The following is a 15,274-nucleotide window of genomic DNA, read 5'->3' as shown; positions in this document are numbered from 1 at the left end:
AGAACAGAAATCCACGGTGAAGCACAGTCGCTTCTCCCGGCATGACAGGAGTAATAATGGCTATCGACGAAAACAAACAGAAAGCGTTGGCGGCAGCACTGGGCCAGATCGAAAAGCAATTCGGTAAAGGCTCCATCATGCGCCTGGGTGAAGACCGTTCCATGGATGTGGAAACCATCTCCACCGGTTCGCTTTCTCTGGATATCGCGCTGGGCGCTGGCGGCCTGCCTATGGGCCGTATCGTAGAAATCTACGGGCCAGAGTCCTCCGGTAAAACCACCCTGACGCTGCAGGTCATTGCCGCGGCACAGCGCGAAGGTAAAACCTGTGCGTTTATCGATGCCGAGCACGCGCTGGACCCTGTGTATGCCCGTAAGCTGGGTGTCGATATCGACAACCTGCTGTGTTCTCAGCCGGACACCGGTGAGCAGGCACTGGAAATTTGTGACGCGCTGGCGCGTTCTGGTGCTGTTGACGTTATCGTGGTCGACTCCGTTGCCGCACTGACGCCAAAAGCCGAAATCGAAGGCGAAATCGGCGACTCTCATATGGGCCTTGCGGCTCGTATGATGAGCCAGGCGATGCGTAAGCTGGCGGGTAACCTGAAGCAGTCCAACACGCTGCTGATCTTCATCAACCAGATCCGTATGAAAATCGGCGTGATGTTCGGTAACCCGGAAACCACGACCGGGGGGAACGCCCTGAAATTCTACGCCTCTGTCCGTCTGGATATCCGCCGTATCGGCGCGGTGAAAGAGGGTGAGAACGTCGTCGGTAGCGAAACCCGCGTCAAGGTTGTGAAGAACAAAATCGCTGCGCCGTTCAAGCAGGCTGAGTTCCAGATCCTCTACGGCGAAGGTATTAACTTCTTCGGTGAGCTGGTTGACCTGGGCGTGAAAGAGAAGCTGATTGAAAAAGCGGGCGCCTGGTACAGCTACAACGGTGACAAGATTGGTCAGGGTAAAGCGAATGCCATCTCCTGGCTGAAAGAGAACCCGGCTGCGGCGAAAGAGATCGAGAAGAAAGTGCGTGAGCTTCTGCTGAACAACCAGGACTCCACGCCTGATTTCGCGGTTGATAGCGCGGATGCTGAAGAAACTAACGAAGACTTTTAATTCTCTCGTTTAACAATGAAGGGCTGCTGATGCGGCCCTTTTTGCATTTCTGAATCAGCAGGTTTTTTTATGAGTGAACCGACAACACGTCGACCCGCGTATGCACGCTTACTTGATCGCGCGGTGCGCATCCTGGCCGTCCGTGACCACAGTGAACAGGAGCTGCGGCGAAAACTGTCGGCGCCGGTGATGAGTAAAAACGGCCCGGAAGAGATTGATGCCGCCGCGGAAGATTATGACCGCGTCATCGCCTGGTGCTATGAGCATCGCTATCTTGATGACGAGCGTTTTGCCTCGCGGTTTCTCGCCAGCCGTGGCCGTAAAGGATACGGGCCCGCGCGCATCCGGCAGGAGCTAAACCAGAAAGGGGTAGCCAGGGAGTCCATCGAAAAATCGATGCGCGAATGCGATATTGACTGGTGCGAACTGGCAAGAGAACAAGCGATTCGCAAGTACGGCGAGCCGCTGCCGCGTGAATTTTCAGAAAAAGTCAAAATCCAGCGCTTTTTGCTCTACCGCGGCTTTCTGATGGAAGATATTCAGGATATCTGGCGTAATTTTGCCGATTGAACGCATGCGGGATTTTACTTCCCACTAAAGAAAACTTATCTTATTCCCACTTTTTCCAGTAGCTGGTCTGTCCAACGGTTTACCGATACAGGCTGGCTACGACATTTCGTTAGCTTGATTTCAGGATAATTATGAGCAAGAGCACCGCTGAGATCCGTCAGGCGTTTCTCGATTTTTTCCATAGTAAGGGACACCAGGTTGTTGCCAGCAGCTCCCTGGTACCGAACAACGATCCGACTCTGCTGTTTACCAACGCCGGGATGAACCAGTTCAAGGATGTGTTCCTTGGTCTCGACAAGCGTAATTATTCCCGCGCCACAACCTCACAGCGTTGCGTGCGTGCGGGCGGTAAACACAACGACCTGGAAAACGTCGGTTACACCGCGCGTCACCACACCTTCTTCGAAATGCTGGGTAACTTCAGCTTCGGCGACTACTTCAAACACGATGCCATTCAGTATGCGTGGGAACTGCTGACCGGTGAAAACTGGTTCAACCTGCCGAAAGAGCGTCTGTGGGTTACCGTCTATGAAACCGATGACGAAGCCTACGAAATCTGGGAAAAAGAAGTCGGGATCCCGCGCGAGCGTATTATTCGCATCGGCGATAACAAAGGCGCGCCTTACGCGTCCGACAACTTCTGGCAGATGGGTGACACCGGTCCTTGCGGTCCGTGCACCGAGATCTTCTACGATCACGGCGACCACATCTGGGGTGGCCCTCCAGGAAGCCCGGAAGAAGACGGCGATCGCTACATTGAGATCTGGAACATCGTCTTCATGCAGTTCAACCGTCAGGCCGACGGTACGATGGAGCCGCTGCCGAAGCCTTCCGTTGATACCGGTATGGGCCTGGAGCGTATTGCCGCGGTTCTGCAGCACGTTAACTCCAACTATGAGATTGACCTGTTCAGCACCCTGATCAAAGCCGTTGCCGAAGTCACCGGCGCGACCGATCTGAACAACAAATCGCTGCGCGTTATCGCGGACCACATTCGTTCCTGCGCGTTCCTGATTGCAGACGGCGTTATCCCGTCGAATGAAAACCGTGGCTACGTGCTGCGTCGTATCATTCGTCGTGCTATTCGTCACGGCAACATGCTGGGCGCGAAGGACACCTTCTTCTACAAACTCGTTGGGCCACTGATCGGCGTGATGGGTTCAGCCGGTGACGAGCTGAAACGACAACAGACGCAGGTTGAGCAGGTTCTGAAAACCGAAGAAGAGCAGTTTGCCCGTACTCTGGAGCGCGGTCTGGCGCTGCTGGACGAAGAGCTGGCGAAACTCAAGGGCGATACGCTGGATGGCGAAACCGCTTTCCGCCTGTACGACACCTATGGCTTCCCGGTTGACCTGACGGCGGACGTTTGCCGCGAGCGCAACATCAAAGTTGACGAAGCGGGCTTCGAAGCCGCGATGGAAGAGCAGCGCCGTCGTGCGCGTGAGTCCAGCGGTTTCGGTGCAGACTACAACGCGATGATCCGCGTTGATAGCGCGTCTGAATTCAAAGGTTATGAGGCGCTGGAACTGACCGGCAAAGTGACCGCCCTGTTTGTTGACGGCAAAGCCGTGGACAGCATCAGCGCGGGCCAGGATGCGGTTGTCATTCTGGACAAAACGCCATTCTACGCCGAATCCGGCGGTCAGGTTGGCGATAAGGGCGAACTGAAAGGCAACGGTTTCAGCTTCAGCGTCAGCGACACCCAGAAATACGGTCAGGCGATTGGTCACCAGGGCAAGCTGGTTTCCGGTTCTCTGAAAGTGGGCGAGGGCGTCCAGGCTAACGTTGATGAAGCTCGCCGCGCGCGCATTCGTCTGAACCACTCGGCAACCCACCTGATGCACGCGGCCCTGCGCGATGTGCTCGGTACCCACGTTGCACAGAAAGGTTCTCTGGTTAACGACAAAGTGCTGCGCTTCGACTTCTCGCATTTTGAAGCGATGAAACCATCTGAAATCCGTGCGGTGGAAGATCTGGTAAACGCGCAGATCCGTCGTAACCTGCCAATCGAGACTCACATCATGGATCTTGAGGACGCGAAGAAAAAAGGTGCGATGGCGCTGTTTGGTGAGAAATATGACGATCGTGTTCGCGTGTTGAGCATGGGCGACTTCTCTACCGAGCTGTGCGGTGGTACACACGCCTCGCGCACCGGTGACATCGGCCTGTTCCGTATTGTTTCCGAGTCGGGTACGGCGGCAGGCGTGCGTCGTATTGAAGCGGTGACCGGTGAAGGTGCGATTGCCAGCCTGCATGCGCAGAGCGATCAGCTGCACGATATCGCGCAACTGCTGAAAGGCGATAGCCAGAACCTGGGCGAGAAAGTGCGCGTTGCGCTGGATCGCACGCGTCAGCTGGAAAAAGAGCTGCAGCAGCTGAAAGAGCAGGCTGCGGCGCAGGAGAGTGCAAACCTCTCCAGCAAGGCTGTAGACATTAAGGGCGTCAAACTGCTGGTCAGCGATCTGGCGGGCGTTGAGCCTAAGATGCTGCGTACTATGGTCGACGATCTCAAGAACCAGCTTGGTTCTACCGTCATCGTGCTGGCGACAGTGGCAGAAGGTAAGGTTTCTCTGATTGCGGGCGTATCTAAGGATGTGACCGACCGCGTAAAAGCAGGGGAACTGATTGGTATGGTCGCTCAGCAGGTGGGCGGCAAGGGGGGCGGTCGTCCGGACATGGCGCAAGCCGGTGGTACGGATGCGGCGGCACTCCCTGCAGCATTGGCCAGCGTTGAAAGCTGGGTAAGCGCGAAACTGTAATAACTACAAAGCACAAGCAGACGCCATAGCGGTAACGTTATGGCGTCTTGTTCACTGTGCTATCGATAACGATAAAGTCAGGTTGAGTTTGTGTATATCGGCTAAACTTACGTTTAACAGAATGTGATGCCGTGACTGCTTACACTTTACGTGTTTGTCATCGCTTACTTTTTGGCGTTATATGATGGATAATGCCGGGATACAAGAGACCCGACTCTTTTAATCTTTCAAGGAGCAAAGAATGCTGATTCTGACTCGTCGAGTTGGTGAGACCCTCATGATTGGGGATGAGGTCACCGTGACAGTTTTAGGGGTAAAGGGTAACCAGGTACGTATTGGTGTTAACGCTCCTAAAGAAGTATCTGTCCACCGTGAAGAGATCTACCAGCGTATCCAGGCTGAAAAATCCCAGCAGTCCAGTTACTGATATTGTCGCGTCTCGCTGTCGGGCGAGACGCAACCCTCCTGTCATTTTTCCTGCTCAAAGTTACCGTTTAATTTCAATCGCTCTCTTTTTAACCGCTCCATAACCCTTAACTCGTCCTATCGCCGCCTTTTCTGCATAGGTTTTCTGTGAAGAATCCTGCAAAATCCGCTTATAAAACACCCTCTTTGCGGCTTTTACATGCGAATTGCGTGTGATTTGTGCAAACGATAAAAGCTTTTGGAAAATTGTTTGACTTATAAGTCCCAGAAAGTAATATATGCGCCACGCAGCGACGAGAAGCTCTTAACGAGTTGCTCGAAGCACTCGAAAGAGGCGTTGAGTGGTGAGGTGGCCGAGAGGCTGAAGGCGCTCCCCTGCTAAGGGAGTATGCGGTCAAAAGCTGCATCCGGGGTTCGAATCCCCGCCTCACCGCCATTTTGCATCCGTAGCTCAGCTGGATAGAGTACTCGGCTACGAACCGAGCGGTCGGAGGTTCGAATCCTCCCGGATGCACCATCTATTACTTCATATTGCTTTAGAAGTGATATGAATATCGAGCAGTACAGTAGTAAATCCCGATGCATCCGTAGCTCAGCTGGATAGAGTACTCGGCTACGAACCGAGCGGTCGGAGGTTCGAATCCTCCCGGATGCACCATTTACTATTTCTGAAAGCAGTACCCTGATGCATCCGTAGCTCAGCTGGATAGAGTACTCGGCTACGAACCGAGCGGTCGGAGGTTCGAATCCTCCCGGATGCACCATATTCTCCGAGATAATAGCCACGCTGTTGTTTCAAGGTCTGCGGGTTAATCGCAAGCACTAGGGAGGATAACGTTGCTTTAGCAACGGCCCGAAGGGCGAGGCGCAGCCGAGTAATCCTCCCGGATGCACCATTTACTGTTTCTGAAAGCATTTCCCGATGCATCCGTAGCTCAGCTGGATAGAGTACTCGGCTACGAACCGAGCGGTCGGAGGTTCGAATCCTCCCGGATGCACCATCTTCTCCTTCTTTGTTTATTCCTTCGACGTTCCGTCAGCAATCACACTCTCAGTCAGCGACAAAAACCACCATTTACGATAAAGTAATGCTTTGTTAATCGTTTAGCGAGAGCACGATGTACGCACAGTATGACGGTTTGATCTTCGATATGGATGGCACTCTCCTGGATACCGAACCCACGCATCGTCAAGCCTGGACAGACGTCCTGGGCCGCTACGGTATGCGTTTCGATCTTCAGGCGATGATTGCCCTCAACGGATCTCCCACCTGGCGTATTGCACAGGCCGTGATTGAACTGAATCAGGCCGATCTCGACCCGCACCTGCTCGCGCGCGAAAAAACCGATGCAGTAAAAGCCATGCTTTTAGATACCGTACGCCCTCTGCCGCTGATTGATGTGGTAAAAGAGTGGCACGGGCGTCGCCCGATGTCGGTAGGAACAGGCAGCGAAAGTGCGATTGCAGAAGCTTTGCTCAATCATCTTGGCCTGCGCCACTATTTTTCTGCCGTGGTCGCCGCCGATCATGTTAAACATCACAAGCCCGCACCGGACACCTTCCTGCTTTGCGCAGAATTAATGGGCGTCCCGGCCGCAAAATGCGTCGTGTTTGAAGATGCCGATTTCGGCATCCAGGCCGCGCGTGATGCCGGAATGGATGCGGTGGATGTACGCTTACTGTGAGTGACGCGCTGTCACTTGCCTCATTATTCGCCAGCAGTTTTTTAAGCGCCACGCTGTTACCGGGAAATTCGGAAGTGGTGCTGGTGGCGATGCTGTTGTCCGGCGTGAGTCAGCCCTGGCTGCTTGTATTAATAGCAACAATGGGTAATAGCCTTGGAGGGCTGACTAACGTTATTCTTGGGCGTTTCTTTCCGCTGCGTGAAAAATCGCGCTGGCAGGAAAAGGCAGTCGGCTGGCTAAAACGCTATGGCGCTGCCACGCTGTTATTAAGCTGGATGCCTGTAATAGGCGATTTACTGTGTCTGCTGGCGGGATGGATGCGCATCTCCTGGGGACCGGTGCTCTTTTTTTTGTGCCTTGGCAAGGCGTTGCGCTATGTTCTCGTGGCGTGGGCAACACTACAGGGTATGACGTGGTGGCACTAATTGGTGGAATGAATACGCGACCTTCAATCGTCAACCATTACAATTATGCTGAGTAACATTACTTTGACAGGCGGGAGGTCAATTTGATCCCGGACGTATCTCAGGCGCTGGCCTGGCTGGAAAACCACCCTCAGGCATTGAAGGGTATTCAGCGTGGTCTTGAGCGTGAAACGCTGCGCGTTAACGCAGACGGCAGTTTAGCGACGACGGGTCACCCGAAGGCGTTAGGCTCGGCGCTGACACATAAATGGATCACAACCGATTTCGCTGAAGCGCTGCTGGAGTTCATCACCCCAGTAGAGGGTGATATTGATCATATGCTGACGATCATGCGCGATATCCATCGTTATACCGCGCGCAACCTGGGCGACGAACGTATGTGGCCCCTCAGCATGCCGTGCTATATCGAGCAGGGCCAGGAGATTGAGCTGGCGCAGTACGGCACGTCAAATATCGGCCGGCTGAAAACGCTCTATCGTGAAGGGCTGAAAAACCGCTACGGCGCGTTGATGCAGACGATCTCGGGTGTGCATTACAACTTCTCGCTGCCAATGGCATTCTGGCAGGCGAAATGCGGTGAAACGGATAAAGACGCGATCTCGGAGGGCTATTTCCGCCTCATCCGCAACTATTACCGTTTCGGCTGGGTGATCCCGTATCTGTTTGGTGCCTCCCCGGCGATCTGTTCTTCGTTCCTGCAGGGGAAACCGACCACGCTGCCGTTCGAGAAGACCGATTGCGGAATGTACTATCTCCCGTATGCCACCTCTCTGCGCCTGAGCGATCTCGGTTATACCAATAAATCGCAAAGCAATCTCGGTATTACGTTTAACGAATTGCACGAATATGTGGCAGGATTGAAGCGGGCGATCAAAACCCCGTCGGAAGAGTACGAGAAAATCGGCCTCGAAAAAGACGGTAAGCGCCTGCAAATCAACAGCAATGTGCTGCAGATTGAGAACGAACTGTATGCGCCTATTCGTCCTAAGCGCGTGACGCGCAGCGGCGAAACCCCGTCGGATGCGCTGCAGCGCGGCGGGATCGAATACATTGAAGTGCGCTCGCTGGATATCAACCCGTTCTCACCGATTGGCGTTGATGAGCAGCAGGTTCGCTTCCTGGATCTGTTTATGGTCTGGTGCGTGCTGGCGGATGCGCCGGAAATGAGTTCAGACGAACTGCTCTGTACCCGAACAAACTGGAACCGCGTTATTCTGGAAGGACGTAAACCGGGTCTGACGCTGGGTATCGGCTGCGAAACGGCACAGTTCCCGCTGACGAAAGTCGGTAAAGATCTGTTCCGCGATCTGAAGCGAGTTGCCCGGACGATGGACAGCATCGACGGTGGCGACGCATATCAACAGATTTGCGACCAGCTGGTAGCGTGCTTTGATAACCCGGAACTGACATTCTCAGCGCGTATTCTGCGTTCTATGATCGATCAGGGCATTGGTGGTACGGGTCGCTCACTTTCGGCGGAGTACCGTGAAATGCTGATGCAGGAGCCGTTAGAAATCCTGAGTGAAGCAGATTTTGTCGCGGAACGCGATGCGTCCGTGGTGCGTCAGAAAGAGGTTGAAGCGGCGGATACCGAGTCGTTTGAGGCGTTTCTGGCTAAGCAGGCTTAAGCAGAAAAGAAAAAGGCCACATCGCTGTGGCCAAAATATACATCTCTGAATTCAGGGATGATGATAACAAATGCGCGTCTTTCATATACTCAGACGCGCATTCTGTAGAAGAGTTCAGTTTATTTTAAAAAAAATCACTGTCGGAGGTGACGTATGCCGTTATTAGATAGCTTTACTGTCGACCATACCCGTATGGAAGCACCTGCAGTCCGCGTGGCGAAGACCATGCACACCCCGCACGGCGACACGATCACCGTTTTCGATCTGCGTTTCTGCGTGCCAAACAAAGAAGTGATGCCGGAGAAAGGCATTCATACGCTGGAACACCTGTTCGCTGGCTTCATGCGTGACCACCTGAACGGCAACGGCGTTGAGATCATCGATATCTCTCCGATGGGCTGCCGTACCGGTTTCTACATGAGCCTGATTGGTCAGCCTGAAGAGAAACGTGTGGCAGATGCCTGGAAAGCGGCCATGCAGGACGTGCTGAAGGTGAAAGAGCAGAACCAGATCCCAGAGCTGAACGTTTACCAGTGCGGTACTTACCAGATGCACTCTCTGGAAGAAGCGCAGGAAATCGCGCGCCACATCATCGAGCGTGATGTTCGCGTGAACAGCAACGAAGAGCTGGCCCTGCCGAAAGAAAAACTGCAGGAACTGCACATCTAGTGCACCTTTTCCCTCTCCCTCAGGGAGAGGGTAGGGTGAGGGTTGTTTAACCCATGACCACAACCTCGACTTTTTCCTTTAACCACCGTCCCCTCGTTCCGTTTGCCCATGATTACATTCATGGTGACAGCGAACCCTGGCACAAGCACGACTGCGCGCAGCTGCTGCACACCCTGAGCGGCGTGGTACGGGTGGATACCGCATCAGGCTGTTGGGTTGTACCTCCCGGTCGCGGCGTCTGGCTGCCTGCGGGGACTCGCCACTCGCTTCGCATCACCGGCAACGTGGCGGCGCGAACGCTATTTATCGATCCGCTGGCGCGGGCCGATCTCCCGGCCACCTGCCAGATCGTGCAGATAACGCCGCTGCTGCGCGAGCTGATCCTCGTCTGCCTTGCTTTACCTGAATCGTACTCACCCGGAAGCCGGGATGAGCGCGTCTATGAGCTCATTCTCGATGAAATCCGCACTATGCCGGTGCTGCCGTTTCATCTGCCGGAGCCGGAAAGTGAGGCGCTACGTCGCCTGTGTCTGCAAATCCGGCAACACCCGGGTGAAAGCTGGTGCAGCGCGCAGGCCGCGAGCATGATGAACGTGAGTGAGCGCACCCTGAACCGCCATTTTCAGCAGCAGACGGGATTAAGCTACGGCGAGTGGCTGAGAAGGGCGCGCCTGCTGGAAGCCTTAGTGCGGCTGGCGCAGGGCCAGCCGGTATTACGCGTGGCGCTGGATCTGGGGTACGGCAGTCACAGCGCCTTTACGGCCATGTTCCGTCGGGTGATGGGCGTCTCTCCCAGCGATTACTTTAAGAACGACTGACGGCGTTAAACAGCGCCTGAAGCGACGCGCGCGCCACGTCGCTGTCAATGCCTACGCCCCAGCGGCTGCTGCCGTCCTGGAACAGGCAGCGGATGTAGGCCACCGAGCGGCTGTCGCTGCGTTCGCCTAACGTATGCTCGTGGTAATCCTTTATCACGAACGGGGCGTTGACCCAGCGGCTTAAGCCGTGAGCGGCGGCGGAGAGCAGACCGTTACCCTGACCCTCCAGCTGGCGCGTTCCTCCCTGTGTGGCGACGCTGGCCGTCAGACGCAGCTGGCCGTCCTGCTGGCTGTCGCTGCGGTAGGATTGCAGCGCAAAGTGCGGCGTTGCCACCAGGCCGTAGCGGGCGCGGAAGAGCTGCCACAGCGCATTATGCGTCATCTCTTTTCCGTGGCGATCGGTTTCCTGCTGCACGTGCAGGCTGAAATCCTGCTGAAGGGCGCGAGGTAATTTCAGGCCATGATTCTGTTCGATGAGCCATGCGCTGCCGCTTTTTCCTGACTGGCTGTTTACGCGGATCACCGCTTCGTAGGTGCAGCCGATGTCCTGGGGATCGACGGGAAGGTAAGGCATCTCCCAGCGATCGCCTGGCCTGCGGGCATCAAAGCCTTTTTTGATCGCGTCCTGATGCGAGCCGGAGAAGGCGGTATAGGCCAGCCGTCCTGCCCACGGATGGCGCGGGTGCACCGGCAGCTGGTTGCAGGTTTCCACCACTTCCACCACCCGATTCATATCGCTAAAGTCCAGATTCGGGCTAACCCCCTGGCTGTAGAGGTTCATCGCCAGCGTTACCAGGCAGACGTTGCCCGTACGTTCCCCGTTACCAAACAGACAGCCCTCCACGCGGTCAGCCCCCGCCATTACGGCCAGCTCCGCGCAGGCGACGCCGGTACCGCGGTCGTTATGCGGATGCACGCTGATGCAGACGTCGCGGCGGCGGCTAAAGTGGCGACAGAAGTACTCGATCTGGTCGGCATAGACGTTCGGCGTGCTCACTTCGACGGTGGCGGGTAAGTTGATCACCATAGGCCGTTCGTCGCACGGCTGCCAGATCTCCGCCACCGCTTCACAAATCTCCAGCGCAAACTCCGGCTCGGTAAAGCAGAAGGTTTCCGGAGAGTATTCATACTGCCAGCGGGTGTCGGGATTTTCCTCACACAGCTGGCGAATAAGCCGCGTCGCGCGCGTCGCCAGCTCAACGATTTGCGCTTTCTCCATGCCGAAGACCAGGCGGCGGAACAGCGGGGCGGTGGCGTTATACAGATGCACGGTGGCCTGCTTTGCGCCGCGCAGGGATTCAAAAGTGCGATGGATGAGATCTTCCCGCGCCTGGGTTAATACCTGAATCGTCACGTCATCCGGGATGCGGTTCTCTTCAATCAGCTGGCGAACGAAGTTGAAATCCGTCTGCGAGGCTGAAGGAAAAGCCACCTCAATTTCTTTGAATCCGCAGCCCAGCAGCAAATCCCAGAACTGCAGCTTGCGGGTGCTGTCCATCGGCTCGGCAAGGGCCTGGTTGCCGTCGCGCAGGTCGGTTGAGAGCCAGCGCGGCGCGCGGGTGATGCGTTGCTCCGGCCAGCGGCGGTCGGGCAGGGAAAGGGTCGGATAGGGTTGGTACTTGTCGGCGGGTGTGTTCAGCATGATGCGCTCCTGTTGTCTTTTCACTATCGTGAATTGATTACAGGAGCGCTGCTTTATCGAAACTGACAATCGCTGTCGCGTTCTGGACAACCGGGGCGGTTGCCCTGTGGCGGCTACCAGCGCAGAGGATTAATGCGCACCACCGCCGCCGCCGCCGGCACCAAACGGCGGTCTGGCAAACCACACCAGCCCCAGCAGGATGATAAAGATCCCTGCCGATATCCAGAAAATCTCGTTGGCCGAGATAATTAGCCCCTGGTTGGTGATCTGCTGGGCAATCCAGCCGGACGCCTGCTGCTCCGTCATTCCCATCCCCTGAAGCTGGCTATACATCTGCTGAGCATTCGGGTTGTACGGGTTCACCGCTTCGGTCAGCTGGGCGTGGTGCATCGATTCACGGTTCGTCCACAGGGTGGTGGTGATCGACGTACCGATGGAGCCCGCCAGCGTACGGGTGAAGTTCGACAGGCTAGACGCGGCCGCCAGACGCTCGGGCGGTAAGCCAGAGAGCGTGATGGTAGTCAGCGGCATAAAGAAGCACGCGACCGCGAAGCCCTGAATGAACTGCGGCCACGCAGAGGCGCCAAAGTCCATTCCTGGCTCAAAGGTATACGCACGCCAGTAGAAGCACACCGCATACATGATGAAGCTGAACGTCACAAGACGGCGCATGTCGAGCTTATGGGCGAAGCGGCCAATTATCGGCGACAGCAGGACCGGGATCACCCCGACCGGCGCTGAGGCCAGACCCGCCCAGGTTGCGGTATAGCCATACACCTCCTGCAATAGCTGCGGCAGCAGAACAATCGCGCCGAAGTAGAGCATATAGGCGAGGCTGATACACAGACATCCAATGGTAAAGTTTCGCGACTTAAACAGCGAGAGATCGACTATCGGGTTGTCGTCCGTCAGCTCCCAGACGATCAGGAAGCTTATCGACACCACCGCGACAATGGTCAGGATGATAATTTCCTGCGAGTTGAACCAGTCGAGCTCTTTACCGCGGTCGAGCATGATCTGCAGACTGCCGATACCCAGGATCAGCAGCGCCAGCCCGATGCTGTCGATTCGCCGCTGTTCGGTGCGGGTCTCACGTCCCCGCAGCGACTGCAGCGTCATTAATACCACGACGGCGCCAATCGGTACGTTGATGAAGAAGATCCAGCCCCAGTGGTAGTTATCGCTGATGTACCCGCCCAGAATCGGTCCGCAGATAGGCGCGACGATAACGGTCATCGACCAGAGCGCCAGCGCGACGGAACGTTTTGCGGGAGGGTAGTTGCTCAGCAGCAAACTCTGGGAAAGCGGGATCAGCGGCCCGGCGACAATCCCCTGAATGACGCGGAAGAAAATCAGCATCGTCAGGCTGCTGGACATGCCGCACGCCCACGAGGCCAGTACAAACGCCACCGTGGACCAGAGGAACAGCTTCACCTCACCGACGCGCTTTGCCAGCCAGCCGGTAATCGGAATGGAGATGGCGTTTGCCACCCCAAACGAGGTAATGACCCAGGTCCCCTGGCTCAGCGACGAGCCAAGGTTACCGGCAATGGTCGGGATCGCCACGTTTGCGATGGTGGAGTCCAGCACCTGCATGAATGTCGCCAGCGACAGCGCTATGGTCATAATGACCAGCTGCGCCCCTTCCAGCGGTTTTTGCGGCTTTTGCTGTTGCATAACGCTCACCTTCGGATTAACCGGCGTTTGCCTTCACGATGTCATCGATCAGCTTGTTGACCGGATCGAGGCTAATTTCACGGGCGTTACTTTCATAAGCCGGGCTGCTGCGCACCTGGCTTGCCAGGATCTGACCGTCGCGGTTGGCGGTGTCAACGGTCACCAGCGTAGAGAGGCCGATACGCAGCGGGTGATCCGCCAGCTGTTTGGCATCCAGTTCGATACGCACGGGCAGACGCTGAACCACTTTGATCCAGTTACCGGTGGCGTTCTGCGCAGGCAGCAGGGAGAAGGCGCTGCCGGTCCCCATATCCAGGCCGACCACTTTACCGGTGTACTTCACGTCATCGCCGTAAATGTCGCTGACAACCGTCGCGGTCTGGCCGATACGCATATGGGCAAGCTGCGTCTCTTTAAAGTTGGCGTCGACCCAAAGATTGTCTGCCGGCACGACCGCCATCAGCGGCGTGGTTGGGCTAATCTGCGCTCCTGGCTGGACGGAACGTCGGGAGACATAGCCGGTCATCGGGCTGACGATTTTGGTACGCTGCAGGGCAAGCCACGCGTTGCGCACTTCGGTCGCCGCCTGCTGTACGGCGGGCTGGTTTTCCAGACTGGTGCCCAGCACCATCGCCTGGTTGGCGTTGTACTGTTGAATGGCCACATCCAGCTGTGCCTGAGCGCTGGCAACGGCATCGCGGGCGTGCTGCAGCTCTTCACGGCCAATCAGGTTGGCGGTGCCGAGCGGCACGCGGCGGTTCAGGTCGCTCTGCGCCTGCGCCAGCGCTGTTTTCTGCACGTCGATGTTGGCCTGCAGCTGTTTGCTGTTGATCATCAGCTGGCGGGTCTGACGGACGCTGGAGGCCAGCGCGGTCTGTGCTTTTTCAAAAGCCTGCTGGGCGTCGGTTGGATCGAGGGTCACCAACACATCGCCTTTTTGCACAAAGTCGGTATTGTCAGCCCAGACTTTCGTCACGCTGCCCGACACCTGCGCCATAATTTGTACCTGGTTCCCTGCCACGTACGCGTCGTCAGTCTCTTCAGCATGACGCAGTACTAAAAACCAATAGATCCCATATGCCACGGCAATAATGATAAAGAGCAAGGTCAACAGAAGAAGGGCGCTCTTACGTTTGCCTTTCTTGTTGGCCGGTTGCTGCGGGGTAGTGCTCTCCGCATTTGCGCTCATTGTTGTTCTCCACGATCTTCTTATTTTCACATCGGCTGAGCCGACCTGTTGTCAGAAAGGCCAGCAGTGTGACGTGCTGGCCTGTCGGTTTTTTATGAATCTGGAATGGTGAGCGTGTCGTCGCGTTAGCGCAGCGCCTCAAGAACGGCGCCGTCTTCATCCATCTGGTCCAGACGGGTGAGCAGCTTGCGAGTGATGTGCTCAAGCTGGTCGCGCTCGGCGGTGCTGAGGACAGACCAGAGTTTGTGCAGGCAATTGTGCTGCGGTGGCAGCACCTCGCGCAGGAACTGGTGACCTTTATCGGTCAGTTGCAGATGCAGGCAGCGGCGATCGTTGTCGCTTTCGCGGCGCTCAATCCAGCCACGCTTTTCGAGTTCATCGGCAATACGGGTCGCATTGGTACGGGAGGAGCCCAGCGCGCAGCTCAGTTCGGAAGGCTGAATGCTGTGATTTTCCTGAGACTCCAGCGTGATCAACGCCATAAACAATGTCTCGTTAATCCCTTGAGCTTTCAGCATTTTATTACGGTTTTCCAGCAGCTTACCCTGCATGTGCATGCACAGGCGAGTCAGCAGGATTTCCTGGTACGGAAAGTCCTCATGGCGACTGGCGCGGAATTTAAGCATTTGTTCAATGGGCGTAAACGAACTATCCATTTGGGCATAACCTCA

At 56.1% G+C, this 15,274-nt stretch carries 13 protein-coding genes and 5 tRNA genes; 14 read left to right on the top strand and 4 right to left on the bottom strand.

Annotated elements, in window-relative coordinates:
- The first annotated feature begins 56 nt into the window (after positions 1-56).
- From recA to FOY93_RS17315, 14 genes are all read left to right on the top strand, one after another.
- Entirely contained in the window at positions 57-1,115 is a 1,059-nt protein-coding gene (gene recA, locus FOY93_RS17380) for a recombinase RecA (RefSeq protein WP_024907698.1), read from the top strand.
- 69 nt (positions 1,116-1,184) lie between these two features.
- Positions 1,185-1,685, top strand: coding sequence for a recombination regulator RecX (gene recX, locus FOY93_RS17375; RefSeq protein ID WP_143345438.1), 501 nt, complete (start codon positions 1,185-1,187; stop codon positions 1,683-1,685).
- A 131-nt stretch (positions 1,686-1,816) separates the two neighbouring features.
- A complete protein-coding gene (alaS, locus tag FOY93_RS17370) occupies positions 1,817-4,444 on the top strand; it encodes an alanine--tRNA ligase (RefSeq protein ID WP_143345437.1) in 2,628 nt (875 codons plus the stop codon).
- A 241-nt stretch (positions 4,445-4,685) separates the two neighbouring features.
- Entirely contained in the window at positions 4,686-4,871 is a 186-nt protein-coding gene (gene csrA, locus FOY93_RS17365; protein WP_000906486.1) for a carbon storage regulator CsrA, read from the top strand.
- Between the two features lie 342 nt (positions 4,872-5,213).
- A tRNA-Ser gene (locus FOY93_RS17360) sits at positions 5,214-5,306 on the top strand.
- 4 nt (positions 5,307-5,310) lie between these two features.
- Positions 5,311-5,387, top strand: a tRNA-Arg gene (locus tag FOY93_RS17355).
- A 64-nt stretch (positions 5,388-5,451) separates the two neighbouring features.
- A tRNA-Arg gene (locus FOY93_RS17350) sits at positions 5,452-5,528 on the top strand.
- Positions 5,529-5,557: 29 nt separating this feature from the next.
- A tRNA-Arg gene (locus FOY93_RS17345) sits at positions 5,558-5,634 on the top strand.
- Between the two features lie 160 nt (positions 5,635-5,794).
- Positions 5,795-5,871, top strand: a tRNA-Arg gene (locus tag FOY93_RS17340).
- Positions 5,872-5,988: 117 nt separating this feature from the next.
- The gene (gene yqaB, locus FOY93_RS17335; RefSeq protein ID WP_032648006.1) at positions 5,989-6,555 is read left to right on the top strand and encodes a fructose-1-phosphate/6-phosphogluconate phosphatase; all 567 of its coding nucleotides are present in this window, start codon (positions 5,989-5,991) and stop codon (positions 6,553-6,555) included.
- Positions 6,552-6,980, top strand: coding sequence for a YqaA family protein (locus FOY93_RS17330; protein ID WP_008499541.1), 429 nt, complete (start codon positions 6,552-6,554; stop codon positions 6,978-6,980). The genes yqaB and FOY93_RS17330 overlap by 4 nt, the downstream gene beginning before the upstream one ends.
- A gap of 83 nt (positions 6,981-7,063) precedes the next feature.
- On the top strand, positions 7,064-8,608 hold the full coding sequence (gshA, locus tag FOY93_RS17325) for a glutamate--cysteine ligase (RefSeq protein ID WP_143345436.1): 1,545 nt from the start codon (positions 7,064-7,066) through the stop codon (positions 8,606-8,608).
- A 153-nt stretch (positions 8,609-8,761) separates the two neighbouring features.
- A complete protein-coding gene (luxS, locus tag FOY93_RS17320; RefSeq protein ID WP_014833019.1) occupies positions 8,762-9,277 on the top strand; it encodes an S-ribosylhomocysteine lyase in 516 nt (171 codons plus the stop codon).
- Between the two features lie 53 nt (positions 9,278-9,330).
- Complete coding sequence (locus FOY93_RS17315; RefSeq protein WP_143345435.1) at positions 9,331-10,095, top strand: AraC family transcriptional regulator; 765 nt, start codon at positions 9,331-9,333, stop codon at positions 10,093-10,095.
- Here the strand turns inward: FOY93_RS17315 and leuA are convergent.
- The 4 genes from leuA to mprA all read right to left on the bottom strand — a co-directional run bounded on the left by leuA (position 10,082) and on the right by mprA (position 15,259).
- Positions 10,082-11,737, bottom strand: coding sequence for a 2-isopropylmalate synthase (gene leuA, locus FOY93_RS17310; protein WP_143345434.1), 1,656 nt, complete (start codon positions 11,735-11,737; stop codon positions 10,082-10,084). The genes FOY93_RS17315 and leuA overlap by 14 nt on opposite strands.
- A gap of 129 nt (positions 11,738-11,866) precedes the next feature.
- Positions 11,867-13,414, bottom strand: coding sequence for a multidrug efflux MFS transporter permease subunit EmrB (emrB, locus tag FOY93_RS17305; RefSeq protein ID WP_115876129.1), 1,548 nt, complete (start codon positions 13,412-13,414; stop codon positions 11,867-11,869).
- 16 nt (positions 13,415-13,430) lie between these two features.
- Entirely contained in the window at positions 13,431-14,603 is a 1,173-nt protein-coding gene (emrA, locus tag FOY93_RS17300; RefSeq protein ID WP_045909303.1) for a multidrug efflux MFS transporter periplasmic adaptor subunit EmrA, read from the bottom strand.
- Positions 14,604-14,728: 125 nt separating this feature from the next.
- Entirely contained in the window at positions 14,729-15,259 is a 531-nt protein-coding gene (gene mprA / locus FOY93_RS17295) for a transcriptional repressor MprA (RefSeq protein ID WP_023333174.1), read from the bottom strand.
- Positions 15,260-15,274: the final 15 nt, after the last annotated feature.

It is taken from the genome of Enterobacter sp. 18A13, from assembly GCF_007035975.1.
GTDB lineage: Bacteria > Pseudomonadota > Gammaproteobacteria > Enterobacterales > Enterobacteriaceae > Enterobacter > Enterobacter vonholyi.
Note: the sequence above shows the minus strand (reverse complement) of the source record. Positions and strands in the feature narration are given on the sequence as shown.